The 26,245-nt window shown below is 63.3% G+C and carries 22 protein-coding genes; 13 read left to right on the top strand and 9 right to left on the bottom strand.

The window, feature by feature from the left end:
• The first annotated feature begins 318 nt into the window (after positions 1–318).
• From JF539_RS25265 to flhA, 9 genes are all read left to right on the top strand, one after another.
• Entirely contained in the window at positions 319–2,304 is a 1,986-nt protein-coding gene (locus JF539_RS25265) for a flagellar hook-length control protein FliK (RefSeq protein ID WP_207143748.1), read from the top strand.
• Positions 2,305–2,336: 32 nt separating this feature from the next.
• On the top strand, positions 2,337–2,993 hold the full coding sequence (locus tag JF539_RS25260; RefSeq protein WP_207143745.1) for a flagellar hook assembly protein FlgD: 657 nt from the start codon (positions 2,337–2,339) through the stop codon (positions 2,991–2,993).
• Between the two features lie 363 nt (positions 2,994–3,356).
• The gene (locus tag JF539_RS25255; protein ID WP_029065927.1) at positions 3,357–3,632 is read left to right on the top strand and encodes a DUF1153 domain-containing protein; all 276 of its coding nucleotides are present in this window, start codon (positions 3,357–3,359) and stop codon (positions 3,630–3,632) included.
• Positions 3,633–4,100: 468 nt separating this feature from the next.
• Positions 4,101–5,717 (top strand): flagellar basal-body MS-ring/collar protein FliF, encoded by a 1,617-nt coding sequence (gene fliF / locus JF539_RS25250; protein ID WP_207143743.1) that lies wholly within the window; start codon positions 4,101–4,103, stop codon positions 5,715–5,717.
• Entirely contained in the window at positions 5,717–6,766 is a 1,050-nt protein-coding gene (gene fliG / locus JF539_RS25245; RefSeq protein ID WP_207143741.1) for a flagellar motor switch protein FliG, read from the top strand. Before fliF ends, fliG begins: the two co-directional genes overlap by 1 nt.
• A gap of 38 nt (positions 6,767–6,804) precedes the next feature.
• Complete coding sequence (locus tag JF539_RS25240; protein WP_209017588.1) at positions 6,805–7,497, top strand: FliH/SctL family protein; 693 nt, start codon at positions 6,805–6,807, stop codon at positions 7,495–7,497.
• On the top strand, positions 7,494–7,829 hold the full coding sequence (gene fliN / locus JF539_RS25235) for a flagellar motor switch protein FliN (RefSeq protein ID WP_207143735.1): 336 nt from the start codon (positions 7,494–7,496) through the stop codon (positions 7,827–7,829). The genes JF539_RS25240 and fliN overlap by 4 nt, the downstream gene beginning before the upstream one ends.
• A 12-nt stretch (positions 7,830–7,841) precedes the next feature.
• Positions 7,842–9,194, top strand: a complete 1,353-nt coding sequence (locus tag JF539_RS25230) for a sigma-54-dependent transcriptional regulator (RefSeq protein WP_207143732.1) — start codon at positions 7,842–7,844, stop codon at positions 9,192–9,194.
• Positions 9,195–9,256: 62 nt separating this feature from the next.
• Positions 9,257–11,443, top strand: coding sequence for a flagellar biosynthesis protein FlhA (gene flhA / locus JF539_RS25225; protein ID WP_207143729.1), 2,187 nt, complete (start codon positions 9,257–9,259; stop codon positions 11,441–11,443).
• 38 nt (positions 11,444–11,481) lie between these two features.
• Here the strand turns inward: flhA and JF539_RS25220 are convergent, their stop codons facing one another.
• A complete protein-coding gene (locus JF539_RS25220; protein WP_207143726.1) occupies positions 11,482–11,757 on the bottom strand; it encodes a flagellar biosynthesis protein in 276 nt (91 codons plus the stop codon).
• A gap of 145 nt (positions 11,758–11,902) precedes the next feature.
• Between JF539_RS25220 and JF539_RS25215 the strand changes: the two genes are divergently transcribed.
• Positions 11,903–12,526, top strand: coding sequence for a GNAT family N-acetyltransferase (locus JF539_RS25215; RefSeq protein ID WP_207143724.1), 624 nt, complete (start codon positions 11,903–11,905; stop codon positions 12,524–12,526).
• A gap of 22 nt (positions 12,527–12,548) precedes the next feature.
• Here JF539_RS25215 and mtnA read toward each other — a convergent pair whose 3' ends face one another.
• Entirely contained in the window at positions 12,549–13,655 is a 1,107-nt protein-coding gene (gene mtnA, locus JF539_RS25210; protein ID WP_207143924.1) for an S-methyl-5-thioribose-1-phosphate isomerase, read from the bottom strand.
• 396 nt (positions 13,656–14,051) lie between these two features.
• Between mtnA and JF539_RS25205 the strand changes: the two genes are divergently transcribed.
• The gene (locus JF539_RS25205) at positions 14,052–14,633 is read left to right on the top strand and encodes a hypothetical protein (RefSeq protein WP_207143722.1); all 582 of its coding nucleotides are present in this window, start codon (positions 14,052–14,054) and stop codon (positions 14,631–14,633) included.
• Between the two features lie 131 nt (positions 14,634–14,764).
• Here JF539_RS25205 and JF539_RS25200 read toward each other — a convergent pair whose 3' ends face one another.
• Both JF539_RS25200 and JF539_RS27945 read right to left on the bottom strand, forming a co-directional pair.
• Complete coding sequence (locus JF539_RS25200; RefSeq protein ID WP_207143719.1) at positions 14,765–15,691, bottom strand: metallophosphoesterase family protein; 927 nt, start codon at positions 15,689–15,691, stop codon at positions 14,765–14,767.
• Between the two features lie 99 nt (positions 15,692–15,790).
• On the bottom strand, positions 15,791–15,922 hold the full coding sequence (locus tag JF539_RS27945; protein WP_268957603.1) for a hypothetical protein: 132 nt from the start codon (positions 15,920–15,922) through the stop codon (positions 15,791–15,793).
• Positions 15,923–16,248: 326 nt separating this feature from the next.
• Between JF539_RS27945 and JF539_RS25195 the strand changes: the two genes are divergently transcribed.
• Positions 16,249–16,734, top strand: a complete 486-nt coding sequence (locus JF539_RS25195) for an NUDIX domain-containing protein (RefSeq protein WP_207143715.1) — start codon at positions 16,249–16,251, stop codon at positions 16,732–16,734.
• Positions 16,735–16,815: 81 nt separating this feature from the next.
• On the opposite strand, the gene JF539_RS25190 is transcribed toward JF539_RS25195, so the two are convergent.
• Positions 16,816–17,790, bottom strand: a complete 975-nt coding sequence (locus JF539_RS25190; RefSeq protein ID WP_207143712.1) for a glutathione S-transferase family protein — start codon at positions 17,788–17,790, stop codon at positions 16,816–16,818.
• Between the two features lie 399 nt (positions 17,791–18,189).
• Between JF539_RS25190 and JF539_RS25185 the strand changes: the two genes are divergently transcribed.
• Positions 18,190–18,687 (top strand): GNAT family N-acetyltransferase, encoded by a 498-nt coding sequence (locus JF539_RS25185; RefSeq protein WP_207143709.1) that lies wholly within the window; start codon positions 18,190–18,192, stop codon positions 18,685–18,687.
• 391 nt (positions 18,688–19,078) lie between these two features.
• Here JF539_RS25185 and JF539_RS25180 read toward each other — a convergent pair whose 3' ends face one another.
• Genes JF539_RS25180 through JF539_RS25165 form a run of 4 tightly spaced genes read right to left on the bottom strand, consistent with a single transcriptional unit; the run spans position 19,079 to position 25,963 of the window.
• Positions 19,079–21,154 (bottom strand): hypothetical protein, encoded by a 2,076-nt coding sequence (locus tag JF539_RS25180; protein WP_207143706.1) that lies wholly within the window; start codon positions 21,152–21,154, stop codon positions 19,079–19,081.
• Positions 21,155–21,169: 15 nt separating this feature from the next.
• On the bottom strand, positions 21,170–23,989 hold the full coding sequence (locus tag JF539_RS25175) for a DUF4159 domain-containing protein (protein WP_207143704.1): 2,820 nt from the start codon (positions 23,987–23,989) through the stop codon (positions 21,170–21,172).
• A 3-nt stretch (positions 23,990–23,992) separates the two neighbouring features.
• Complete coding sequence (locus JF539_RS25170; RefSeq protein ID WP_207143921.1) at positions 23,993–24,910, bottom strand: DUF58 domain-containing protein; 918 nt, start codon at positions 24,908–24,910, stop codon at positions 23,993–23,995.
• Positions 24,911–24,943: 33 nt separating this feature from the next.
• On the bottom strand, positions 24,944–25,963 hold the full coding sequence (locus JF539_RS25165; RefSeq protein ID WP_207143701.1) for an AAA family ATPase: 1,020 nt from the start codon (positions 25,961–25,963) through the stop codon (positions 24,944–24,946).
• Positions 25,964–26,245: the final 282 nt, after the last annotated feature.

Raw genomic sequence — 26,245 nt, 5'->3', positions numbered from 1 at the left:
GGTGGCGCTCTCGCGCTGGGCTGGCGGCGCGCCGATCCGCGGACCGTTTCAAAATTCGCGGCACTATACAGACAAGCGGTTCCAAAGCCAATTTTTAGGGGCAGGCTTGCCCGGCATGGCAGGCATGCATTGCCTGTCCGGCAAAGCTTGCCGCCTTCCAGTGGGGTCTGTTTTGGAGTGTTGTTTAAAAATCTTATTTAATTCAATGTCTTGCTTCGAGTGTGGCAGTTGGCCCGGGGTTTGCTTCCTGTGCGGTGACGAAATGTGCCCGTAGTGACGGGCGGTAAATTGGGGACCGATGTGCTGCCAATTGGATTGATGACCGAGGTATCCGCCGGGGCGCTCGCTGCCGGTGCCGGGGCGTCCGCGGGTTTCGGGGCCGCACCCGGCGGACAGGGAGCGAAGAGCGGAGCTTTCGCAAAGGAACTCGGCGGTGCCTTGAACGAGCCCGGTGGTCCGGCGGCGGATGCGGCGCCTGAGGCGTACGCCGGTGAAGTGGCCGGTGATGCGGGTGGCGATCTGGCGGGCGCCGCCGGCGTGGAGGTGCCTTATCTTCCGGCCGAACCTCAGGCCGGTACGCCGGGCGCGGCGCCTGCCGTCTCTCCAGCGGAAATCGGTGCCGGTGCCGAGACGGCCAAAGGTGCCGGTGGTGGCGCGGGGCTGATGCCGGAAGCCGGCGGTCCGGCCGGTGGAGCACCGGGTCTGGCAGCCGCCGGAGCCGGAGCCGGGCAGACGCCCGCGGACGGGACGTTGCCCGGATTGCCAAAGGGTGCGGCGGCTACGCCGGGCAGCGGCAAGCAGGGCGTTCCGGCAGGAGAGGCCGGTCCCGTGGCGCAAGAAACGGTTTCGACCGCCGGAGCCGATCCGCTCGCGCAGGTCTTGAATGGTGGTGGGCCGGCCGAGGACGGCGCGGCCGATGCCGTCGCTCAGGCCTCGATAGCTCAATCCGGGACGGCGAATGCGGCGCTTCAAGGCGTGGACGCAAGCGCGGCGCAGGCCGATGTTGGCGACGTGCCGCAAACGAACCGGCGGCGCTGGCGCAACGAGCTGCCGCAGGAATTCAGGGCGCAGGCTGTGTTGCCCGCCGCTTCTTCCCAGACGGCGGCAGCCCAGGCAACGGCTGTTGACGCCGGGGCCGGCGTAGCCGTGACGGCCGGGGCCGCGGTTTCGGCCGAGAGCTCTCTTTCGGAAGGGAGCCTTTTGGATGCCGACGCCGTTGAACACGGCGTCGAGGCGGTGAAGTCCGGCCCGAGGCCGGCGAACGAAACGCCCGGGCTTGCGCTGACCCAGGCGCAAGAGACCGTCGATGGAACCGGTGCGGCGGATCAAGATGGGATCGCGCGGACGTCCTCCACCGTGTCTCCGACCCCGTCCTCGTCCGTGTCTTCATCCGGCGCACAAGTGCCGGGTCCGGCGGCCGCGCAGGCGGCGTCTCCCGTGCAGCAATCGCTTGCGGCGGCCGAACTGTCGGCTGACGTCGCCGGAGAGCCGGCAGCGGAAGACGGGCTTGTGTCCGACGTTTCGCAATCGGTTTCGGAAACCGGCGAGGAGATCTCTACGGTCAAGGCCGGAAGCGACGACAAGCGGCCGGGCATTCTCTCCGTCGAGAAAGCCATGCGTCAGGCCGAGAAGACTTTGAACGGGCCGGCTGCCGGAACGGACCGGGCAGCCTCTTCCGGGCAGATGAGCCCGGTGGAGGCGTCGGTCGCGGCTGCCTTCCTGGCGTCTCAACTGGCGCAGGACGACGGCGACTCGGCATCCGTTACCGCCGACCTGAGCCTGAGCGCCGATGCCATGGGCACGGTCCGGGGTGGCGGTGCCCAGGGCGCCATGCGGACGGAAAGCCTGCAGACACCGACCCAGGCGCAGTCCGGTCAGGTTGCCACCCAGGTGGCGGCAGAGATCGCGCGTAATCTGAAGGACGGCAACACCCGCTTCCAGATGCGCTTCGATCCGCCTGAACTGGGGCGGGTCGAGGTCAACATGAAGGTCGCATCCGACGGTAGCGTGCAGGCGCATCTGATCGTCGACCGGCCCGAGACCCTCGACATGTTTCTGCGCGACCAGCGCGGGCTGGAGCGGGCGCTTGAAGCTGCGGGTCTGAACGCGAATTCGGAAAATCTGCAGTTCTCCCTGAAGCAGGACGGCAGTGGCGGCTTTGCCTCCGGCGAGGAGCAGGGCGGTCAGGCCTCCGGCAGTGAGGGCGGTGCCGCCACCGCAGAGGAGACTGCCGAACCGTTGGCGGAAGAGATTGTCCGGCTGACCCTTGCGCAACAGCGCGGCGGCCTGGATCTGAGAATTTAAGGCAGGACCTGCCTTCAATGAGGACTTGAATCATGACGACAGTGACGTCCAGCACCTCGACGGCGCAAAGCAGCAGTTCCGTCAGCCAATCCGGCCTGATGGCGAACTACGAGCTGTTCCTGAGCATCCTGACGACCCAGATCCAGAACCAGGATCCGCTCGATCCGCTGGACTCGGCCGAATACACGACCCAGCTCGTTCAGTATTCGAATGTCGAGCAGTCGATCCAGCAGAACCGGAACCTGGAAAGCATCATCGCCTCGCTGGAAACCACCCAGAGCATGGGCTACGTCAGCTACATCGGCAACGAAATCACGGCGGATGGTTCCACCACCACCCTGTCCGGCGGGCAGGCTTCCTGGAATTACGCGCTGGATGAGGATGCCTCGGGGACCTACGAAATCCGCAATTCCAGCGGCACGGTGGTCTACAGCGGCGAGGCCGACCTGAGCGCGGGCAATCACACCTTCACCTGGGATGGCAAGACCGAAAACGGCCAGAACGCGGACAGCGGCCTTTATACAATTTCCTTCGACATGCAGGATTCAGGCAGTAACACGGAATTTGTGGATACGTCGGTCAAGGGGATCGTCGATGCCGTGGACTGGTCGAGCGGCGAGGCGATCCTGATCGTGGACGGCAGGGAGTTCCCGGTCTCCGCCGTGCAATCGGTCGCCCGTCCGAGCTGATCGGGGCCGGTCCAAAGGGCCGGTTGGAACGGCGGTTCTCAGATGCAGGCCAGGCTCGCGTCGTTGCGCGGGCCTTTTGCCGTCATTTGCCGGTTCATAAATTCCCTTCGGAGCCCTTCTTTGAATTTTCAGAGTTTTTCGCCGGATTCGAAATGCGTTGCAAATTGCATCGGGTGGTAACCATGGTTAACAAATCGATATTGTTCAGTTAAAGTTTTGAATTGAATTCTTCGCGAAATGCTAAATATCATTCACTAAATTTAGATTTTATAGTTAACGAAACAACAATTTTGCTTTAGCCGTTTGTTAAGTCTCGTCTTGTAGTCTCAAATCAACCTTGGTCATGGTTAGTGTGAGAGTACAATGACCGAACAAATTCGTTCGCGTGTTAAATATGTCATCGGACCCGACGGTAGCCCGCTTACCATTGCGGATCTGCCCCCCACCTCGACGAAGCGGTGGGTGATCCGCCGCAAGGCGGAAGTGGTTGCGGCCGTCCGCGGCGGGCTCCTGTCTTTGGAAGAAGCCTGTCAGAGATACACTCTGACGGTGGAGGAATTCCTCTCCTGGCAAAGTTCCATTGAAAAGCACGGGCTTGCAGGCCTGCGCGCAACCCGGATCCAGCAGTATCGCGGCTGATCCCCGTCGTTAGATAAAGGCGCGCATCGGGCGCGCTTGCAAAGGGTCGGCTGTGCCGGCCTTTTTTGTTTTGACGCTTCGGACTTCGGGCGCCGGTCTCCGGACTTTTGGATGGAAGGGGCGGGGCCGAGCGGAACGCGGTGGAGCCGGACGGCGAGGCGGGGTCGACTGGTTCGCCGGAAAGAACCGGCCAGGCAGTGGGCCGGTCCCCGCGGTAGCGGCCCAACTCTCACCATGAAGCCGTCACAGACTTATCCAAAAATTAATGAAGTGGGCAGTTTTTCCCCACTTCCGTTGCGTTTTGCAATTCGAAAAACGGCGAAAATCCGGCGTTTGCCCGCTCCGGTAAATATTTCGTTAACCACTTGTTAACCCTCTGGGCGGCAAATTTTGCCCATCAAAGGTGTGGCGTGGTGCGTCGACTCCAATAATAACGGCAAGACATGCTTCAGATGCGGGCTGGCATTCGTGAACGGGCTGATTGAATTCATAAAAACACTGGGGGCGGCGCGTATAGCCGCGATGGGTGCGGTCGCGGCGATCCTGGTCGGCGTGTTCGCGTTCATCATCTTGCGTGTGACGGCGCCCCAGATGACGACGCTCTACAATGAGCTGACGCTCGAAGATTCCGCGGCCATCGTCTCCCAGCTGGAGAGCCAGGGCGTGCAGTTCGAGCTGGCCCGCCAGGGGGGCAGCATTCTCGTCCCCAGGGACCAGGTGGCGCGGCTCCGGATGCAGCTCGCCTCCGAAGGACTGCCCACCGGCGGCTCGATCGGCTACGAGATCTTCGACCGGACCGATACGCTCGGAGCAACCAGCTTCGTCCAGAACATCAATCATCTCAGGGCCATGGAAGGCGAGCTGGCGCGCACGATCGGTTCGCTCGACCGGATCCGCGCCGCGCGAGTGCATCTGGTCATTCCTGAGCGGGAGCTCTTCCAGCGCGACCGCCGTCCGCCGTCCGCATCCATCGTGCTGAATGTGCGCGGCTCGCTCGGTCCGGGCGAGATCCGGGCCGTGCAGCACCTGGTGGCGACCGCTGTGGACGGGCTCGATCCGGAACGGGTGTCGATCGTCGACGAGAGCGGCCGTCTCCTGGCCTCGGGCAACGGGGCGGACGAGGACGGCATACTGTCGGCCACCCTGCAGGAGCGCACGGTGTCCGTGGAAAGCCGCCTGCGCAATCAGATCGAGGAAATCCTGAATTCCGTGGTGGGGCCCGGCCGGGCACGGGTCCGCGTGAACGCGGAGATCGACTACAACCGCCTGACGGAGACGACGGAAACCTTCGATCCGGAAGGGCAGGTCGTTCGTTCGACGCAGACCAAGGAAGAGGCGAGCTCCGCGATTTCGCGAAACGGCCAGGTGACCGTAGCGAACCAGCTTCCCAACGCCGATGCGCAAAACGGCGACGAGGGCAACCGCGATACCACGGCCCTGACCGAGGAGATCGTGAACTACGAAATCTCCCGTTCGACGCGAACGGAAGTCGTCGAGGCCGGCCAGATCAAGCGCCTGTCGGTTGCTGTTCTGGTCGACGGTCTGTACCAGCCGGATGACAACGGCGATGTCGCCTATGCGCCGCGCAGCCAGGAAACGCTGGACCGGATCGCCGTTCTCGTCCGGTCTGCCATCGGGTTCGACCAGCAGCGCGGCGATGTCGTGGAAGTGGTCAACCTCCAGTTCGCGATGCCGCCGCAGGACGACCTCCTGAGCGAAGGCGACGGGCTGTTCGAGTTCACCAAGGACGACATTATCCGCTTCGCCGAACTGGGCGTTCTGTTCCTGATCTCGGTTCTCCTGCTTCTGTTCGTCGTCCGGCCTCTGCTGCGGCGGATCGTTACGCCGGAGGAAAAGCAGCCTCAGGAACTGATGATCGGTCCGGACGGCACGCTGGTGGCAGAAACGGAAGTGCCCCAGGAGGACGAGAACGAGGATGAGTTCGTGATCGAATGGCTCGAGCAGGCCCGCCAGGAAGGCGCGCTGCAGGCAAGTTCGATCGCAAAGGTGGGCGATCTGATCAAGGATCATCCTTCCGAAGCCGTGACCATCGTCCGCGGCTGGCTGGATGAGCAGGCGGCGTGATGACGGGCGATCAATTCCAAACTCAGCTTCAGGTCAGCGCGGACGAGGAGGAGCGCGAACTCAAGGGCGCGGAACGGGCGGCCGTGCTTCTCCTGGCGCTAGGGGAGTCCCACGGCTCGCCGATCTGGAACAAGCTCGACGAGATAGAGGTCCGGCAGGTTTCGGCGGCCATGGCCAATCTCGGTCCGGTCACGCCGAGCATGCTGGAGGATCTGTTCAAGGATTTCGTCCGCAGGGTCAGCTCGAAGGGAGCGCTGACGGGCAACGTCGAGGCGACCGAACGTCTTCTGTCGAATTTTCTACCGGGTGAAAAAGTCTCCGTGATCATGGAGGAGATCCGGGGGCCGGCGGGCCGCAACATGTGGGAAAAGCTCTCCAACGTGCAGGAGAACGTTCTCGCCAACTATCTCAAGAACGAATACCCGCAGACGGTCGCCGTCGTCCTGTCGAAGATCAATTCCGACCACGCTGCCCGGGTCCTCGGCATCCTGCCCGAGGAGCTCGCGCTTGAGGTCGTCAGCCGCATGTTGCGCATGGACGCCGTCCAGAAGGAGGTTCTGGAAAAGGTCGAGCAAACCCTGCGTGTCGAGTTCATGTCGAACCTGACGAATACCTCGCGCCGCGACAGCCACGAGATGATGGCCGATATTTTCAACAACTTCGACCGCCAGACCGAGGCGCGGTTCCTGGCCGCGCTTGAGGAAGACAACCGGGAGGCGGCCGACCGCATCAAGACCCTGATGTTCACCTTCGACGATCTGCTCAAGCTGGACGCCGCAAGCGCGCAGACCCTGTTGCGCCATGTGGAGAAGGATCAGCTGGCGATCGCGCTCAAGGGCTCGACGGACGCGGCCCGCGAATTCTTCTTCGGCAACATGTCCTCGCGGGCGGCCAAGCTTCTGCAGGACGACATGGAGGCGCTCGGCCCTGTGCGCCTGCGCGATGTCGATGAGGCGCAGACGGGCATGGTGAACAAGGCGAAGGATCTGGCGGCCAAGGGCGAGATCATGATTTCCAAGTCCAAGGGCGACGACGAGATCATCTATTGATGCAGCAGGGCTTATCGAGTTTCAGAAGAATGGGCAGCATGACGAACCCGCCGAAATTTCTGTTCAATGTCGACTTCTCCGAACCGGAGGAGCCGGAAGTGGTCGCGCCGCCCGAGCCGGAAATCCCGACGATTCCGGTCGCCGAACACGAGCAGCTGCTCAAGAAGGCCAGGGCTCAGGCTTTCGAGGAGGGGCGGACAAAGGCCCTTCAGGACCTGCAGACCAAACAGGAGACGCTGCTGACCGCGGCGGCCGGCCGTCTGGTGGATGCCGTGGGCGACGTCCTGAAGACGCTGGACGAGCATCAGGCGGCTCAGGAAAAAGATGCCGTCAGCCTCGCATTTCTTGTGGCTAGACGCCTTTGCGCCCATCTGATCGCGCGTCAGCCGCTGGCGGAGACCGTGGCTTTGGTGTCAGAATGTCTCGGGCCGTTGCGCCGTTCCCCGCATCTCGTGATCCGTATCGCGGAAAAGGACGTGGAGGCTCTCAAGGCTCAGGTGGATCCGATTGTCCATGAGAAGGGCTTCGAGGGCCGGCTGGTCATTCTCGGCGAACCGGAGATCGGGCGGGGCGACTGCCATATCGAATGGGCCGATGGCGGCATCAAACGGGACCGAAAAGCCCTGGAGAACGACATCGACGCGAGCATCCGCACCTATTTGCGCGCGCGCGGCGCGGAGACGCGGGGAAAAACGCCCGGAACGTCGGCACAAAAGGACACTGACGTATGAGCGACCAGCAAGATACCAACATTCCGCTCGACGAACTGGAAGCCCCGCAGCGCGGCCCATTGGGCGAAGAGGCGCTCGGGCCGCAATCGGCGGCGGATCTGGAGGCGGTGTTCGACGTGCCCGTCCGGATCTCGGCGGTCCTCGGGCATTCTAAGATGCATGTTTCCGACCTGCTCAAGCTGGCCTCCGGTACCGTTCTGGAGCTTGACCGGAAAGTGGGCGAGGCAATCGATATTTACGTAAACGACCGGCTCGTGGCGCGCGGTGAGGTTGTCCTGGTGGAGGACAAACTCGGTGTGACCATGACGGAAATCATCAAGACGGACCGGTAGGAAGGATAACGGATGCGTCTGTTAATTGTCGGAACGCTCGGCGGTCAGCTGACAACGGCATCGAAAATGGCCATGCAGGGCGGTGCTCAGGTCACGCACGCAGACGATATCGAGGGCGCGCTCAAGGTCCTGAGATCCGGGCGCGGCGCGGATCTCATGATGGTCGAGGTCCATCTCGACATTGCCGGCCTGATCCAGAAGCTTCAGAACGAGCGGGTCCATGTTCCGGTGGTCGCCTGCGGCGTCGACACGGACGCGAAGGCGGCGGTCACCGCCATCCGCGCGGGGGCCAAGGAATATATCCCGCTGCCGCCGGATCCGGAAATGATCGCGGCGGTGATTGCCGCGGTCGCGCAGGAGCGCGGCGATCTTATCTACCGCGACGAGGCCATGGCGGCCGTGGTCAAGCTTGCCGAACAGGTGGCGCCCTCGGAGGCCTCCGTGCTGATCACCGGTGAGTCCGGTACCGGCAAGGAAGTCATTGCCCGGCATGTGCACAAATGCTCGAACCGGGCCTCGCAGCCGTTCATTTCGATCAACTGTGCCGCCATTCCGGAGCACCTGCTTGAATCGGAGTTGTTCGGACACGAGAAAGGCGCCTTCACCGGGGCGGTGGCGCGCCGGATCGGCAAGTTCGAGGAAGCCGACGGCGGAACGCTGCTGCTGGACGAGATTTCCGAAATGGATGTGCGCCTGCAGGCCAAGCTTCTGCGTGCGCTCCAGGAACGGGTGATCGACCGCGTCGGCGGCACCCGCCCCGTTCCGGTGAATATCCGGATCCTGGCGACTTCGAACCGGGATCTGGCCGAAAGCGTGCGTCAGGGCCAGTTCCGCGAAGATCTGCTGTTCCGGCTGAATGTGGTGAACCTGAAACTGCCCGCACTCCGGGAGCGGCCGGCGGATGTCATGGAACTCGCCCAGTTCTTCATCAAGCATTACTCGGAGGCCAACGGAGTGCCGGTCAGGCCCGTTTCCGTTGAGGCCCGTCAAGCGCTGTTGACCAATCCGTGGCCGGGCAACGTGCGCGAGCTGGAAAACACCATGCACCGCGCCGTACTGCTCGCCGGCAGCGAGGAGATCGGGGTGGAGGCCATCCGCATGCCGGACGGCTCGCCGCTGACGGTGGCGCGGGGGCCGGCGGAACAGGCCGTGCAGACCGCGGAAGCCGTGACCCGGTCCTTCGTCGGGCGGACCGTGGCCGATGTGGAGCGCGACCTGATCCTCGACACGCTCGATCATTGTCTGGGCAACCGGACGCATGCGGCGAAAATTCTGGGTATTTCCATCAGGACGCTGCGCAACAAACTGAACCAGTACACCGATGAAGGGGTCAGCGTACCGGGGCCGGGCGAAGCCCGGATCTGACGCATGAAATCGCAGGCGGTATCAACTGACGGCCCGGTAGGGGCTGGAAACCGGGTTTAAGAATGTCGGACACGGCGGCAGGCGGACAACAGGGGGGCGGGACCCCCGCGGGCCCGGCGGCGGATCAGCCGGCGGCAGCGGCGCCGCAGGCGGCCGGCGTTTCCGGTTTTCCGACCCTTCAGGAACTGATCGATACCCTGCGCAAGGGTGACGTTGGCCTTGCCACCGGTATTCTGGTCATCCTGACGCTTCTGATCCTGCCGATGCCGCCGATGATGCTCGACACGTTTCTCGCGGTGTCGATCATCTTTTCGGTCATGATCCTGATGACCGGCCTGTTCATTCAGCGGCCGCTGGAGTTCTCCTCCTTTCCGACCGTTCTCCTGATCGCGACCATGTTGCGGCTCGGTCTCAACATTTCGTCGACCCGGCTGATCCTCGCCAACGGTCACGAGGGTACCGCGGCGGCCGGAAACGTCATTCAGTCCTTCGGCAATCTCGTCATGGGCGGGAACTTCGTCATCGGGATCATCGTCTTCGCGATCCTGGTGATCGTGAACTTCGTCGTCATCACCAAGGGTTCGGGCCGTATCGCGGAAGTCGCGGCGCGCTTCACCCTCGATGCGATGCCGGGCAAGCAGATGGCGATCGACGCGGACCTGTCGGCCGGTCTCATCGACGAGGCGGAGGCGAAGGTCCGGCGCAAGGCGCTCGAGGACGAAAGCGCGTTCTTCGGGGCGATGGACGGTGCTTCCAAATTCGTGCGCGGCGATGCCATCGCCGGGCTTCTGATCACATTCATCAATATCCTGGGCGGGATCTTCATCGGCGTCGGCCAGATGGAGCTGTCCTTTTCGGAAGCGGCCAACAACTACACGCTTCTGACCATCGGCGACGGCCTGGTGTCGCAGATCCCGGCGCTGATCGTTTCGACCGCGGCGGGCCTTCTCGTCTCCAAAGCCGGTGTGCACGGCGCGGCCGACAAGGCCCTGTCGGCGCAGTTCACCGGTTACCCGAAGGCGCTCGGCATGTCGGCGGCGGTCATGGTGATCCTGGCGATGCTGCCGGGCATGCCGATGGTGCCGTTCCTCGGCCTGGCCGGTGGGGCTGCCTATCTGGCTTATCAGGTCGGCGCGAAGAAGAAAAAGGAAGCGGCCAAGGTGGCCGAGGCAAAAGCCATCGAGGCCGCGCCGAAACCGCCGCCCGAACCGCCGATCACCGACGCGCTGAAGATGGACGAGCTGCGGATCGAACTCGGCTACGCGCTGCTGCCGCTTATCAACGGCAAGGCGCAGTCCGATGCCGACGTGCTGACACAGCAGATCAAGGCTTTGCGCCGGCAGGTGGCCGGCGACATGGGCGTGATCATGCCGCCCGTCCGGATCCTGGACAATATTCAGCTGGCAGCCAACGACTATGTCATCAAGGTCAAGGAAGTGGAGGCCGGGCGCGGCAATCTCTATCCGAACCACTACATGGTGATGGATCCGGCGGGCGGGCAGGTCAAGCTGCCGGGAACCCACACGACCGAGCCGACGTTCGGCCTGCCGGCAACCTGGGTCGAGGCGCAGTACCGAGAAGACGCCTCGTTGCGCGGTTACACGGTGGTCGATCCGGCGACGGTGCTCTCCACCCATCTGACGGAAACGATCAAATCCAACATCAGCGAGCTTCTGACCTATGGCGATGTGCAGAAGCTCTTGAAGGAGCTGAAGGGCGACCAGGCCAAGCTGGTGGAGGATCTCATTCCCTCCCAGATCACGGTCTCGGGCATTCAACGCGTCCTGCAGACCCTCCTGAACGAACGCATTTCGGTGCGCGATCTGGGCACGATCCTGGAAGGCGTCTCCGAGGCGACCGGCATGACGCGCAACACCGACACCATCGCCGAGCACGTGCGCACCCGGCTCGGCCGGCAGATCTGCGCGGCCAATCTGGCACCGGGCGGCTATCTGCCGCTGATCGCGCTGTCACCGCAATGGGAGCAGGCGTTTCTGGAAGCCATTGTCGGCGAGGGCGACGACCGTCAGCTCGCCATGCAGCCGAGCAAGCTGCAGGAGTTTGTCGGCCGCGTGCGCGACGCCTTCGAGGATGCCGCTCAGCAGGGCGAGGTTCCCGTTCTCCTGACGTCGCCGCAGACCCGGCCGTTCGTACGGTCCATCGTCGAGCGGTTCCGGGCGCATACAACCGTCATGAGCCAGGCCGAGGTTCATCCCCGCATCAAGCTGAAAACCATCGGCTCGATCTGAGCGCTGCTCCAGGAGTAGCGCCGGCGCATCCGGAGTCTTCAGACGTATTTGCTGATACGCGACATCACCGCCGTCGGGCTGGCGTAGCTTGTGCTGGAGCCGGTGTTTTGCATGACAAAGGAGGTCGTGGCCAGTGAAGCGTCGGTGCTGATCGTCGTGAAGGACGCGGCGACGTTGCGCAGCTGCTGCATTTTTTCCGCCGAGGCGGCGCGGCGCTGGCTCCAGGATTTGTTGTAGTCGGACCACGTCGACTTCCGCTGCGAGCGGAACCTGGAGTGATAATCGCGTTGAACGTAGTTTCCGACTTTAGGCATGTTCGCATCTTTCCTGGATACGACTGGCAGCTTCTCACGGCATGGTTAACGGGTGATTAACCGAACGCAAATCGCGAATTTCGGCCTTGGGGCGGCAGGGCTGGATTGGTATCAGGTTCGGCACGGACAAGTGAAAGGGCGACCAATGCACGAAACGCTGATCGATTTGAACGGCTATACGGATATTCCCGAAGGCAAGGTGGCCTTTGTCGTGACCTTTCTGGAAATGCTCAAGGCCCCCGACCAGCCGCTGTCGCGGCCGCGGCCGGACCTCGTCCTGGAACGCTGGCACGAACCGGATCTCGAGGAGTATCGCGCTCTTTTCAGGCAGGTCGGCGGCGACTGGATCTGGTTCGGGCGCCTGACACTGGACGATGCCGGACTCGCGGCCCTGCTCGCGGAACCGACCCGGGAGAGTTTCCGCCCGATCGTTGACGGTAAACCGGTGGGTATCCTGGAACTCGACTTTGCCAATCCGGCGGAGCCGGAACTTGCCTACTTCGGCCTGATCCCGGAGGCGATCGGCGGCGGCGCGGGGCGTTGGCTTATGGCTCAGGCCGTCGAAAGGGTCTGGTCGCGGCCGGATACGGAGAGGTTCTGGGTACACACCTGTACGGGCGACAGCCCGCAGGCCATCGGATTCTACATGTCCTGCGGTTTCAAACCCTACAAGCGGGCCATCGAAGTCGACGACGATCCACGTCTCTCAGGTCTCTATCCGAAGGACAAGGCGCCGCATGTGCCGGTGATCGAGGGCCCTTCGGAATAGTGCCGCGGCCCCATCGTGAAACCTAGGCACTTGCCTTGACCCGCTCCGGAAACGCTCCGGCAATCGCCTGACGGTTCGCCGCCAGAACACCGCGTTCGGTGATGAGGCCGGTCACCAGCCGGGCAGGAGTTACGTCGAAGGCGGGGTTGCCGACGTCAGAGCCCTCGGCGACGATGTCGATGGTTTCGATGGCGCCGTTCTGGCTGCGTCCGGTCATGCGGCTGACTTCCTCGCCGCCGCGTTCCTCGATGGGAATTTCGCGCACGCCGTCGGAGAGGGAAAAATCGATGGTCGGCGATGGCAGCGCCACATAGAAGGGCACGCCGTTGTCCTTGGCGGCAAGTGCCTTCAGATAGGTGCCGATCTTGTTGCAGACGTCGCCGGTCGCTGTCGTCCGGTCGGTGCCGACGATCACCATGTCCACTTCGCCGTGCTGCATCAGATGGCCGCCGGCGTTGTCGACGATGACGGTGTGCGGCACACCGTGATGGCCGAGTTCCCAGGCCGTCAGGAAAGCGCCCTGGTTACGCGGGCGGGTCTCGTCGACCCAGACATGAACGGCAATGCCGCTGTCATGGGACATGTAGACGGGCGCGGTCGCCGTGCCCCAGTCGACAGTCGCGAGCCATCCGGCGTTGCAATGGGTCAGGATGTTGACCGGCTCGCCCTCGCGCTTGGTCTTGGCGATCTCCACGATCAGTTCCATACCGTGCATGCCGATCGCCATGTTGATGGCGATGTCCTCGTCGCAGATCTCGTTTGCGAGCGCGAAGGCGGCTTGCGCGCGGGAGTCCGGGGCAATCTGAATGAGTGACTTGCGCGCCTTGTCGAGGGCCCAGTGCAGGTTGACGGCGGTGGGCCGCGTCTGGAGAAGAGCGGAGCAAGCCTCGTGCAGGGCTGCGTCGGACGGATCGGCGCGCATGGCAAGCGCTACGCCGTAGGCGGCGGTTGCCCCGATCAGCGGCGCGCCGCGGACCTGCATCACGCGGATGGCGTGGGCGGCGTCTTCCATTGTCTCGAGCCGGGCGATCTCGAAGGCGTAGGGGAATTTCGTCTGGTCGATGATCTCGACCGCGCTGCCGTCTTCCGAAAGCCAGATCGTGCGATATTTCTTGCCGTCCACATTCATGGCGATGCCTCCCGGATGACCGCGTTCTTCCTGCATACCTCATGACAGGCGCCCGGGCCAGCCGGCCGTGCAGGCTCGGGGGTATTCCCTGAATGCACGCTTCAGGCGCCAATCCGGTGCAGAAGAGCGCGAAGAAACCTGCAAGCCATGAGAATGAATGGTGAAAAGGCTTTGATACCGTTCTCCAAAGCCGGATTGGCACCCTCAAGATCCATCGCGGAACTGAAATTCATGAAACCGTACCCTGGTGGCCAAAATTCCCTTAATATGCGTTAACCATGTTCAGAGCATTGCCGGTGGATAGCTGGTGGTAAAGCGCTCGTCGCGGTTTCGTCCCGGTAGGAGTTGGTTAAGACTCTGTTGACCAAGGGCAGTAGATACGGAGTCAGACGCCTCATGTCCGAAATGCAGGATAACGTTGTTCCGCACACACGCATGCGCTCCTTGCGCGACGCGATCCGCAAGGTTCAGCTCGGCGAGGTGGAGCGCTCGGATGTGGTCGTGGAACTTCAGGACACCGAGCGCGCCCGCCTGGACATGCTCGCCGACGAGTTGAAGGACGTCTTCAAGGAAATTCCCGAAGACGACGATCAGTTCTCTTTGCAGATCCTGCCCGGGTCCACGCCGCGCCTGTGGATCGATGCAACCAGCCACGTGGCGGTCGGTGGCGACCGGCGGACCTACCGGTTTTTAAAGGATACCCGGCTTGGCCGGGTGGTCATCCTGGAAACCGCGAATATCGACGACATGGCGGATTGCCTGACGGAATATATCGCCGAGCGCGTCCTGGAGCGGGAAAAGGCGCTGGAAGGCGATTGGCTTAACAACCGGCTTCGCCAGGTGGCGCTCGACAGCAAGGCTGTCCGCGCCGAGGACGGCAGGGCGCCCTGGCTGACAGTTGCGGGGTCGTTCGTCATCGGCCTTGCGGCCGGTGCGGCTGGCCTTGTGGCCTTCGCCTGGTTCGCCAATCCCCTTTGACCTGTCGCCTGCGCGCGAGCGGGCGCCCGGCCGTTCGCAATGCTTGACGATGTAAGCGCGGGCGCGGTCGCCAGGGGCGGCGTCAGTCTATGAAACCCTGAATCCGGACCCTGACGAACGCCGAGGCGGTCTTACGGGATTGCGACCTGCCGCTCCGACATCATGGAAACGGGGGTGTCAGGCGCCGCGAAACCGTGTTCTTGCATGCTGCAGGACCAGCCGGAACCAGTCTTTTCGATCGTGAACAGGTTGTAGCGGGCTGCGGGTTTCTTACCGCCCGGCGCACTTGTCGCCGAGGGGACGCCGACCACCGGGACGGGACCGTTCGGACCTTCGATGCTCTCGAAACTGTCGATATGCGTATGGCCGTGCAGGATCAGTTCCGCGCCGGCGCGTTTGATGGCTGCACGGACGCGCGAGGCATCCGAGAGGCGCTTGTGCCAGCGGGTGGCGTCTTTGAAGGGCGGATGATGCAGCATGACGACGCGGAAAAGGGGCTGCCGGCCAAGGTCTTCCAGGATGGCGCGAAGCCGTTTGCTCTGTTTGCTTCCGACCCGTCCCGTTGCAAACCAGGGGGCACTGGCCCGGCCAGTGGTCACGCCGATCAGGGCGATGTCGCCGCGTTTGCGTATGTAGGGGAAGGTCGCTTCCATCCGCGTGTCTTCCTCGGGGGCGGCCGGCGCATCGTCGGCGCACATATAGGGCCACCAGGCGGCGCGGGCCTTGCGGACCGCGCCTGGAACATACGCGTCGTGGTTGCCGGGAACGACAGAGACATTTCGTGGCTCGCCGATCTCTTCCAGCCAGGATCTCGCACCGCTGATTTCGAGCGGGAGCGCGATGTTGACCAGGTCGCCGGTGATTGCGATATGATCCGGCGCCTTGGCCTTCATGTCCTCAATCAGCCTATCCAGGTAGCTGGCGCCCATGATCTTGGAGCGGTGCCGCTGCCAATTCAGATAGCCCAGGAAACGTTTTGAAAACAGCTGGAGCAGCTTGGGGTCCGGAAGGGGGCCAAGGTGGGGATCTGAAAGATGCGCGAGTTTGAAGCTGGACATGAGGCGCATCTTCAAAACGAAAGGCGCCGCGTCAAGGGGAAATGACGGAGCGCCTTCAAACAGGTGGCTTTGCCACGCCGGAACCGGAACGGACGTCCGTTACTTTACCGGCCTGCCTGCCTTGACCGGCTTGAGCGCCGGTGCGGTTTTCGGAGCCTTCGGGGCATCGCCTTCCGCGGAGAGCGTGGTCTCGCGCAGGGTGGCGCCGATAACATTCACGAATCCAAACATGGGTTTCCTCCACGAACCCTTTTCCTCAACCTTAGTTGGAGGAGAAGGTGATCAAGGTCGCGGCGACGCGCGGGTTGGACAGATCGATGGCGGGTTTCCACTGGTAGTGCGAGTGGCGGCGACGGCGCTTGCCGAACAGAGCGTTGAACATCGGGTTTCCTATCTTGGAATACAGAGGGCGGCATTGCCCTCAAAAACATCATATTGCCCGATATATAGGCATCGATTGCCTGAAAGAGGAGCGCTATTCTGCGAGGGCTGCTTTGCGTTGCGTGCATGGGTTAATGAAGTATTTATTCAACTATTGAGGGCGTGGACCGCAGCTTATGTTGAAGATTTTGTCTTTGCTTCCAAAGCGTTGGACCAAGCGTCTGGTGCAGTCCTATTGCCTGGTCCGCAATCCGTACAGCCTGGGAGTCCGGGTAATCGTGGAAGACGAGCTGAACCGGGTTCTGCTGGTCCGCCACAGTTACCTCGAGGGATGGTATCTTCCGGGCGGGGGCGTCGACGGTGGCGAGAGTCTCGACGAAGCCGCGTGCCGGGAGGTTCGGGAGGAGGCGGGGATCGTTGCCGTCGAGACGCCCGCGTTTCTCAACATCTACCTCAATCAGGAAGCGACCGGCCGGGACCACGTCGGCCTGTTCCACCTGCAGGCCTGGTCGCGGGGGGAAAACTTCCTGGCCCCAAACGCCGAAATCCTCGAAGCGGATTTCTTCGATCTGGAAGCGCTTCCCCAGGGCCTGAGCGCGGCGACCGCGCGGCGGCTCGCGGAACACAAGGCGGGGGCTTTCCCGACCGGAGGCCGTTGGTAAGGGAGAGCCTCAAACTGTCTTTCCGCATCCGTCGGCCTCATCACGATGAGGCCGACGGATGTCAGCTGAAGCTGTTATCGCTCAGGCGGCGGTCTTGAGCCTGTTCCGGTCGTGGGGCCGTTCGAAATTCAGGTCCGGACCTACGGGAACGACGCGGGTGGGATTAATCGACTCGTGGGAGCCGTAGTAGTGTTCCTTGATCGTCGCCATGTCCACCGTCTCCGCGATTCCGGGCATCTGGTAAAGCTCACGGAGATAGTTCGAGAGATTCGGGTAGTCCTCGATCCTGCGCACGTTGCACTTGAAATGGCCGACGTAGACAGCGTCGAACCGGACGAGGGTGGTGAACAGGCGCCAGTCGGCTTCCGTCAGCCGGTCGCCGGCGAGGTAGCGCCGGAACGACAGGCGGTCTTCCAGGAAGTCGAGAGTATCGAACAGGGCATGCACCGCCTCTTCGTACGCCTGCTGGGTGGTCGCGAAGCCGGACTTGTAAACGCCGTTGTTGACGGTGTGGTAGACCCGCTCGTTGATCGCGTCGATTTCGGAGCGGAGCTCCTGGGGGTAGAAATCCGCCGTTGAAGCGGTCAGCCCGTCAAAAGCGGTGTTGAACATCCGAATGATTTCGGAAGACTCGTTGCTGACGATGGTCTCGTTTTTCCGGTCCCACAGGATCGGTACCGTCGCCCGGCCGGTATAGTCCGGCTTGGCCTTGGCATATATGTGCCAGGCGTATTTCGCGCCGGTAAGCGGCTCGACCTCCGGAAACTCCCAGCCGTTTTCCAGCATGAGCGGCTTGACTGCGGTCACGGACACAATCTCCTCGAGCTTTTTCAGCTTGCGGAAGACAAGCGTCCGGTGCGCCCACGGGCAGGCATAGGAAACGAACAGGTGATATCGGTCCGCTTCCGCCTTGAAGCCGCCGGTGCCGTTCGGGCCTGGCGACCCGTCCGCGGTAATCCAGTTCCGGAAGGCGGCGTCTTCGCGGACGAATTTACCGCCGGTTGACTTCGTGTCGTACCATTTGTCCTTCCAGGTGCCGTCGACCAGCAGTCCCATGACAGTCTCCTTGATTTGTTTCCCGATTAAGTCGTTTCCAGGCGGCGGAAATCAATCGGCTGAATGCTGTGTTTCCGGCCATTGAACAATCGGCCCGAGCGATAGAGAAAGGCGCCGCGGCCACCCGGTTTCAAAAAAGCGCTGGACCTGACACTGGCGGCGTGCTAACCGCTTTCGCTCATTCAGGAAATGCCGGGGAGCGCACAAAGTTCCCTCAAGCCACGGACGAGACTGGGATACATGACCGCAGGTCTGACACTCCGACGACGAACCAGCCGACGAGATTTTTCTCGTTCGCACCGTCGCGGCTGACCTGTTCCCGGATAGACCGGTTCATTTCCGTCTGGGTAGCAGTCAGGCGCGTTCTTCTCCAAAAGACCGCTTGACAGGAACTCTCCCATGAAACTCTCCACCTGGGCCATACGGGCCGAAGAGGCTTCCGATACTGCCACCATCGACGATCTCCAGGCAGAGGCGTTCGGACCGGGCCGTTTCGCCCGTACCGCGTTCCGGATTCGCGAAAACGTGCCGCATCGGCCGGATCTTTCCTTTGTCGGCGTTGCCGGGCCTCATATTGCCGGCTCCATCCGGCTGTCGCCGATCACGATCGGGACAACGCGGGCGCTTCTGCTCGGGCCCTTGACCGTTTCTCCCGACTTCAAGAACCGGGGACTCGGCAAGGCGCTGATGCGCACGGCGATGGATTCCGCGGCGGCTGCCGGCGAAGAGGCGGTGTTGCTGGTCGGCGACGCGCCCTATTACAGCCCCTTCGGCTTCCAACAGGTTCCCCCCGGGCTGATCACCTTGCCTGGTCCGGTCGATCCGGCGCGCCTGCTCATCGCGCCCCTGAACGGTGGCGATATGCCGAGCGGGCACGTTCAGGGCGGGTGGGGCTAGAGCCCTTCCCGGTCATATTGAATCATTTGACTGAGACAAAATTGGTCTCTGGCGAGGCGGATTGCGCGCAGCGGTGTTGTCCACCTCAAGCGCTATCCAACAAAGCCAGAGACCAATTTTGCCTGGCCCTAAGAGATTGACTTTTCACTCGCTTTTGCCCGAGCCGGGTGGCTTTTGACGGCCCATCGGCAGCGTTGCGCCGCTCGCACGATGCACCGCATCGCACTTCGCGACGCGCCTTGCCGAGCGAGCCGTCAAAAGCCATCAAATGGTTCAACATGACCGGGAAGGGCTCTAGAGATTCAATCTCATCTTGAGGAGACGCAAAGCGGCGCCTCCTCAGGCTGGGGGGCCGTAGAGGGGAAGGTTCGGTGTCTTCTCTTGAAAACGCCTACCGTCCTTCGCGATACCAGGTCATCGACAGGGCGCCGAGCAGAAGAGCGAGACCGAGCAGGCCGACCATCAGCGGATAGCGGTCGACGCCGTTCAGGACGCTGGCCTCGGTCGCCTTCAGGCCGATCCAGCCGTTGCCCGCGTAGCTGGCCGACTGGCGCATGGAGACGACACGGGGCACGTCAAGGTCGCCGCCAATATCTCTCAAGCGCCGTGAAGCGCCGCCTGTGGCCTCCGTCAGAGGAGAGAGAACCTCCGTCGTGGACAGGACATCGGTATATTCGCGCGGATTTTGCGGGCCGACATGGATGAGGGTGCTCATGTCGCCATCGGAGACCGAGTAAAGACCGGTTTCATTGGCCAGAGACCCGCCGCGCCACAATCCGGGCTCCTGTTCGGTGAGTGTGACTGCTGACTGGTCGCCGGTAGGGGAGACCACGGTCACCTCTCCGACCGTTTCCCCAAGGGTCTGGCGTTCGATCGCCAGTTCAGTGCCGCGCAGCGTTACCTTCAGCGCTTCTTCTTCCAGGTCCGGTTCCTGCATCAGCCAATGGGCGAGCCGGCGCAGGAGCGGGACGTGGGGGCCGCCGCCCTCATAGCCGCGCGCCCAAAGCCAGACATGGTCGGACAGGAGCATGGCGACCCGGCCTTCGCCTTCCCGGTTCAGAACCAGGAGTGGCGTGTCGCTCGGGCCGCTCATCAGGGTCTGGCCCTTGTCGAGTTCGGTATCGACCGCCCGGAACCAGCGGCTCCAGGCGGGCGGATCCTGATCGGCGCCCGGCAGTCCCCTGGTCACCGGATGGCGCAGGCCGATCTCGGCCAGTTCGGCGTGATATGGCTGCTCCAGGATCGTGCCCGTGGGCCGGGCAGGCAGGATCGGGGCAAGGGGCGTGCGATACAGGCTGCCGCCCTCGGCATAGTCCGGCCCGCCGGCCAGGAGAACCGCTCCACCGTCGCGCACGTAGCGGGCAATATTATCGAAATAGAGCATCGGCAGGACGCCGCGCCGGACATAGCGGTCGAAGATGATCAGGTCGAATTCGTCGATCTTGACGGAGAACAGTTCGCGCGTCGGAAAGGCGATCAGGGACAGCTCGTTGATCGGCGTGCCGTCCTGCTTTTCCGGCGGGCGCAGAATGGTGAAATGCACCAGATCGACAGAGGCGTCGGATTTGAGCAGGTTGCGCCAGGTCCGTTCCCCGGCATGGGGGGAGCCGGAGACGAGAAGCACCCTGAGGTTTTCGCGGATGCCGTCGATCGTGACCACGGCACGGTTGTTCAGGGCCGTCAGCTCGCCGTCGAGCGGTTCCGCCTCGAATTCGAAAATATTGTCCCCGCCATGGGCGATGGCGACCGGTATGTCGATCTTTTCGCCGGTGTGGGCGACACGTTCGCTGACGATATCGCCATCCCGTTTGACGGTGACGCGCACCCGGTCGCCGGGACCGGTGCCCTGTCCCTGGTCGACGACCGTGAGGCTGACGGTCTGTTCAGAGCCGACGAGACCGAAGCGGGGGGCCTTGTCGAGCACGATGCGCCGGTCGCGCTCTTCGGCGGTGCCGGTGATCAGGCTGTGAACCGGCGCATCGAAGCCGAGGGCGCCGGCGTTTTCGGGAATATCGTGAACCTGGCCGTCGGTGACGATAACCGCGCCACCGACCCGTTCCGGCGGCACGTCCGCAAGGCCGTTGGCCAGGGTCTGGAACACCTCGGTACCGTCGCCGGCATTGGAGTTGCGGGCGTCCAGAACCCTGAGCTCGAATGCGCCGAGCGCCTCGATCCGGTTTTGCAGGACCTTCGCTGCTTCCTCCGCCGTCGTTTCCCTGTCCGCAAGCCGCTGGCTCTGGCTCTTGTCGACAACCAGAGCAACGACGCTTGAAAGCGGCTCCCGGTCTTCCCGCTCGATGGCCGGGTTGACAAGGGCCAGCAGCAGCAGACCCATGGTGAGCGACCGTAAGGTCCAGCCGCGCAGGCCGAGAAAGCCGGAAATCCCCGTCAGAACCAGAGCGAGAACGAGGCCTATGCTCAGCGCCCAGACGGGCAGCAAGGGGTCGAAGGAAAGGGACCAGACCATCGGCGCTCCTGAAACCTATTGTCCGAGCCGCTCGAGGAGAGCGGGGATGTGAACCTGATCGGCCTTGTAGTTTCCGGTCAGGCTGTACATGACGATGTTGACGCCGGAGCGGAAGGCGAAGTCCCGCTGTCTCGGGTGATTTGGCACGGTCGGATACATGAAGTCGCCTTGCGGGGTGATGGCCCAGGCCGCGGCGAAGTCGTTGCCTGTGATCAGGAGCGGCGAAACACCGTCACCGGCCCGGACCGGCCGGTCGCCGCGGGCAGCCACTTCCTCCAGGCTCTCGACCCAGAGCGGACTGGTGGCATAGCGGCCGGGGAAGGAATTGAGCAGGTAGAAGGCCTTGGTCAGAACATGATCGGGCGGAACCGGTTCCAGGGGCGGAACATCCAGGTCCTCGAGTATCTCGCGCAGTTTCAGCGTCGCAGGTGTCGACGAGAAGCCGCTGGCCGATGCGTTGATGTGATCGCGCGTGTCGAACAGGATCGTGCCGCCGTTGCGCATGAAGGTGTCGATGCGGGCAATCGTCTGATCGTCCGGCTTGTCCATGGCGGGATCGATCGGCCAGTAGAGAAGCGAATAGAAGGCAAGCTCGTCCCGGGCGATGTCGATGGCGACCGGCTTGCCCGGCTCAAGCGCTGTGCGTTCGGCCAGAAATTGTGTCAGCCCGGCAAGCCCTGCCGCGCTGGCGTCGTCGATTTCCGGATTGCCGGTAAGCACATAGGCCAGCCGTGTCTGCAGGGTGGACTCCAGTGCCCGCAGGTCGTCCGAGTTCGATTGCGCTTCCACCCGGCCGCTTCCGGCCGCCGTGAACAGAGCCGCGGCGAGCACAAGGGCGATGGCCGTTCCGGCGGTCCGGCCGCGCAGGCCGATACGGCTCAAGCCCCCCGCGAGGAGGAAGACCGCGACCGCGTCGGCGACCATCAGGAGGAAGGCGAGGGTGAAGAAAAAGGATCTCATGTCGATGGGATCCGATTCCGGATAGGCGCCTTCAACGGCCCGTTCGCCAAGAGTCTCCAGGGCGAGGGGAAGGAGTTCGTCGCCGCTTCCCATCAGGTTCAGGGCGCGGAAGCCATCCTCGGTGCCATAGAGGCCCGGAGGGGTCCTGCGGCTCGCCGATGCATCGCGGAACAACGCGGCGCTGACGGGCGTCACTTCCACCGGGGGTGGCCCAAAGCGTCCGTAGCCGTCAAGCAGGCGCAGAGGCGGCAGTACGCCCTTCGAAGCCGTGCTGTCGTCAGATGTCTCCGATGCGGCGGCAACGTTCGAAACCGCAAGGATCCGGCGCAGCATGTTCAGGAAAACGCCGGAAAGCGGGAGATTGGACCAGGCGCTGTCCGCGGTGACATGGAACAGAACGACGGACCCGGCCCCGACGGGACCCGCGGTCACAAGTGGCGTGCCGTCCTCAAGCATCGCCCAGGTCCGGTCGGGAAGATCGGACGTGGGTTCGGCGAGGACCTGGCGGGTCACGGTGACTTCCTGCGGTACCTTCAGGCCGGAAAAGGGCGAATCCTCTGGAAAATCCGCCAGATGCTGCGGCTGTTTCCACGACAGCGACCCGCCGAGCGAGCGGTCGCCGGAGCGCAGCCGGACCGGAATCAGGTCGTCGCTTCCCCCGGCGGTGCGCGGTCCGGCGAAGCGGACAAGGGTGCCGCCGTTCTGGACCCATTCGCGCAAGGCCGCGGTTGTCGTGTCCGGCATTCGGCCGACATCGGCCAGCACCAGAACCGAGATGCCCTGGTCGATGAGCTCCGGGACCGCATCCGCAATATCCGTATCCCTTGGATGGCGGATATCGGAGAACGGGGCGAGCGCGCGTTCCAGGTAATAGAGTGGCGACAGCAAAGGCTGATCGAGATCGCCGGACTGGCCGGAAACCAGGCCGACCGTTCGGCGCCGCCAGCTGTCGTCGACAAGTTGAACCGCTCCGGCGGCGGCCTCTCCAGCCACTTCCACCCGGGCAACGTCGTTGCGCAATTCGCTCGGCAATTCGAACCGGGCTTCCGTTTCGGTCTCGTCCCTGCCGAAAACGGCTTGAACTTCCCCAAGCACCAGTCCCTTCAGGTCGAGCGCCTGGACGGTCGCGGTGTTCAAATCGCGCTCCGGATGGCGGACCACGGTGACCGAGAGCGCCTCGGCATCGTTGGACAGGTCCTTCAGGCCCATCGGCGTTTCCAGTCCGGTGAGGACCGTGATGGGCGTATTCCCGGTGATCGCGGCAAGATCGGTCAGAAATGCGCCTTTGGTCCGGGTGCTGTCCGTCAGCCAGACGACGGCGCCCGGCGCAGACTTTTCGGCGGCCTTGCGCAGGCCGATATTCAGTTCGCTGCGCTCCGGCGGATAGGGGCGCGGTTCGAGCGCGCGCAGTTTTTCAAGGGCGCTTGCGGCGGCTTCCGGAACAAAGCCCTGCGATGGGCCGTCGGCGGTGGCGGCCAGCAAAACGGGGCGGCCGTCGTTTTCAGCGTCGGCGAGGAGCTGTTCCGCGGTGCCAACCTGCTGGGGCCAGCTCTTCGCGGAGGTCCAGCCGTTGTCGACCAGAAGCCAGAGAATGCCGTCGCCGGTGTCGATCGGGTCCGCCGTCCGCCAGACCGGCCCGGCCAGGGCAACGATGACCATGGCGGCCAGAAAAAGGCGCAAAAGCGTCAGCCACCAGGGGCTGCGCTGCGGCGTTTCCTCATGGCGGTCGATGTCGAGCAGCAGCCGGGTCGGCGGAAACTGGATTTCGCGCGGCCGGGGCGGCGTCAGCCGAAGAAGCCACCAGATAACCGGCAACAGGGCAAGAGCCCCCAGGGCAAAAGGCGCGGTAAAGGTCAGGGGCAGGCCAGCGAACACGGCTCAAACGCCTCCTTTCTGCATCACGTCCAGCGCACCGGACAACGCGCTGTGCAGCACCAACAGCGGCTCCGACGCGGGCCGGTCGGTATGGTGTAGAACATAGGTCCAACCGGCCTTGCGCGCCATATCCCTGATTTCCGCCCGGTGGGCCTCAAGCTTGTTTTTGTAGTCCTCGCGCCAGGTTTCCGCCCGGCCCGCCGTCAGGCGGAACCCTTTTTCGGGGTCGGTGAACTCGACCCGGCCGTCGAAGGGAAATGTCTCTTCGATCGGGTCAAGGACCTGGACGACGTGGCCGCGCGCACCGGTGCCCGCGACCCGCCCAATCCAGGCGGCAATGTCTTCAAGGGGATCGAGGAAGTCCGAAATCAGGACGATATCGGCAAAGCGCTTCACCGACATGGTGTCCGGCAGGGCAATCGGTTTGGACAAATGGGTCAGGGCATCGGCGAGCCGTTCGGCGGCGCGACGGTCGGAGAAGGGGCGTGTCAGGCCGGGGAGCCCGATACGTTCGCCGGTTTCCGCAAGCATGTCGGCGAGTGCCAGCATCAGCACGATCGAGCGGTCCCGCTTGCTGACGCCGGCCAGGCGCGATTGGAAGACCATGGACGAGGAGAGATCGGCCCAGAGCCAGACCGTGTGGGCGGCTTCCCATTCCCGCTCGCGGACATAAAGATGGTCATCGCGGGCGGAGCGGCGCCAGTCGATGCGTTTGGCCGGTTCGCCCATGTGGAATGGCCGGAACTGCCAGAAACTCTCGCCCGGACCCGCCCGGCGCCGTCCGTGCCAGCCGGCGATGATCGAACTGGCGACATGGCTCGCTTCCACCAGCAGGTCCGGCAGCGCGTCCGCAACCGACCGGGCCTCGCCGATAACATTGGGCCAGGTCTTTTGATCAAAGCCGGCTTTCGTGTCGTGCATGTCCATGCGCTCAGGCTCCCGAAGGCGTCAGGGTCAGGCGATCGTTTCCTTCACCCGGCTGATCACGTCACGGACCGTGTGACCGTCCGCACGGGCTGCGAAAGTCAAGGCCATGCGGTGTTGCAGAATGGGTTCGGCAAGCGCCAGCACGTCGTCGATCGACGGTGCCAGCCTGCCGTCCACAAAAGCGCGGGCCCGGACGGTCAGCATCAGCGCCTGACTGGCGCGCGGGCCAGGCCCCCAGGCGATCAGGTTCCGGACGTCGGAGGCGTCAACGCCGTCTTCGGGACGGGCCGAGCGCACGAGCTTCAGGATGGCTTCGACAACGGATTCGCCCACCGGCATTCTGCGGACGAGCTGCTGGTATTCCATCAACTCCTCGGCACTCATGGCGGTCTGGGCCTCAGCCTGATCCGCGCCGGTCGTTTCAAGCAGGATGCGCCGCTCGGCTTCCAGGTCCGGATAGTGAACGTCGATCTGCATCAGGAAACGGTCGAGCTGGGCCTCGGGCAGCGGATAGGTGCCCTCCTGCTCCAGCGGGTTCTGGGTCGCAAGCACGTGGAAGGGGCGGGGCAGGTCGTGCGGATGGCCGGCGACGGTCACATGATATTCCTGCATGGCCTGCAGAAGCGCGGACTGCGTGCGCGGGCTGGCGCGGTTGATCTCATCGGCCATCAGCAACTGCGAAAAGACCGGACCGGGGATAAACCGGAAGGAGCGGTTGCCGTCGGCCCCTTGTTCCATAACTTCGGCACCGAGAATGTCGGAAGGCATGAGGTCGGGAGTGAACTGGATCCGTCGCGCGTCGAGGCCGAGAACGGTTCCGAGCGTTTCGACGAGCTTGGTCTTGGCAAGCCCGGGAACCCCGACCAGCAGGCCGTGTCCGCCCGCCAGTATGGTCACGAGCGTCTGTTCAACGACGGTCTCCTGGCCGAAAATAATACGTGCGATATCGGCTCTGGCCTCCTTGATCCGGTCAACGGCGCGCTCGGCGCTTTCCGCAATCGCGGCAAGATCTTCCTCGGAGGGGCTGGAGGGAGAAATAACGCTCATGTATCACCTTTCCCGTAGCTGGAGTTCGGCCTTCCGGTCCTGGATGGCACTATAGCGCATTGAACTCTGGTTGCTGCGACTCAGGCAGTCTGACACCATATAAATTCGTAGATAAGGCGCAAATGTGCGCCATACAGTGGAAAGGTCCAAGATTCTTGCCCTGCGCTGGGGAAAAGCTTCAGCCCGCCGGTAACCGTGCCGGCCGGGGGGCGGTGACATGGCGTGCGGAATTGTCAATTGTCGCGGTGTCCTCCGATACGATAAGCAGGGAGCGGTAACGCG

The sequence above is a fragment of the Roseibium aggregatum genome (assembly GCF_017309185.1).
GTDB classification, from domain to species: Bacteria; Pseudomonadota; Alphaproteobacteria; order Rhizobiales; family Stappiaceae; genus Roseibium; species Roseibium aggregatum_B.
This window is presented reverse-complemented; position numbering and strand designations above follow the sequence as displayed.

Bases quoted from the DNA above. Each gene is read 5' to 3' on its own strand.
- fliG (WP_207143741.1), top strand. From the start codon at position 5,717: ATGACGGGCGATCAATTCCAAACTCAGCTTCAGGTCAGCGCGGACGAG.
- flhA (WP_207143729.1), top strand. From the start codon at position 9,257: ATGTCGGACACGGCGGCAGGCGGACAACAGGGGGGCGGGACCCCCGCG.
- JF539_RS25185 (WP_207143709.1), top strand. From the start codon at position 18,190: ATGAAACTCTCCACCTGGGCCATACGGGCCGAAGAGGCTTCCGATACT.
- JF539_RS25230 (WP_207143732.1), top strand. From the start codon at position 7,842: ATGCGTCTGTTAATTGTCGGAACGCTCGGCGGTCAGCTGACAACGGCA.
- JF539_RS25170 (WP_207143921.1), bottom strand. From the start codon at position 24,910: ATGCACGACACGAAAGCCGGCTTTGATCAAAAGACCTGGCCCAATGTT.
- JF539_RS25180 (WP_207143706.1), bottom strand. From the start codon at position 21,154: ATGGTCTGGTCCCTTTCCTTCGACCCCTTGCTGCCCGTCTGGGCGCTG.
- JF539_RS25265 (WP_207143748.1), top strand. From the start codon at position 319: ATGACCGAGGTATCCGCCGGGGCGCTCGCTGCCGGTGCCGGGGCGTCC.
- JF539_RS25260 (WP_207143745.1), top strand. From the start codon at position 2,337: ATGACGACAGTGACGTCCAGCACCTCGACGGCGCAAAGCAGCAGTTCC.
- mtnA (WP_207143924.1), bottom strand. From the start codon at position 13,655: ATGAATGTGGACGGCAAGAAATATCGCACGATCTGGCTTTCGGAAGAC.
- JF539_RS25165 (WP_207143701.1), bottom strand. From the start codon at position 25,963: ATGAGCGTTATTTCTCCCTCCAGCCCCTCCGAGGAAGATCTTGCCGCG.
- fliN (WP_207143735.1), top strand. From the start codon at position 7,494: ATGAGCGACCAGCAAGATACCAACATTCCGCTCGACGAACTGGAAGCC.
- JF539_RS25205 (WP_207143722.1), top strand. From the start codon at position 14,052: ATGTCCGAAATGCAGGATAACGTTGTTCCGCACACACGCATGCGCTCC.
- JF539_RS25240 (WP_209017588.1), top strand. From the start codon at position 6,805: ATGACGAACCCGCCGAAATTTCTGTTCAATGTCGACTTCTCCGAACCG.
- JF539_RS25190 (WP_207143712.1), bottom strand. From the start codon at position 17,790: ATGGGACTGCTGGTCGACGGCACCTGGAAGGACAAATGGTACGACACG.
- JF539_RS25220 (WP_207143726.1), bottom strand. From the start codon at position 11,757: ATGCCTAAAGTCGGAAACTACGTTCAACGCGATTATCACTCCAGGTTC.
- JF539_RS27945 (WP_268957603.1), bottom strand. From the start codon at position 15,922: ATGTTTGGATTCGTGAATGTTATCGGCGCCACCCTGCGCGAGACCACG.
- JF539_RS25195 (WP_207143715.1), top strand. From the start codon at position 16,249: ATGTTGAAGATTTTGTCTTTGCTTCCAAAGCGTTGGACCAAGCGTCTG.
- JF539_RS25255 (WP_029065927.1), top strand. From the start codon at position 3,357: ATGACCGAACAAATTCGTTCGCGTGTTAAATATGTCATCGGACCCGAC.
- JF539_RS25215 (WP_207143724.1), top strand. From the start codon at position 11,903: ATGCACGAAACGCTGATCGATTTGAACGGCTATACGGATATTCCCGAA.
- JF539_RS25200 (WP_207143719.1), bottom strand. From the start codon at position 15,691: ATGTCCAGCTTCAAACTCGCGCATCTTTCAGATCCCCACCTTGGCCCC.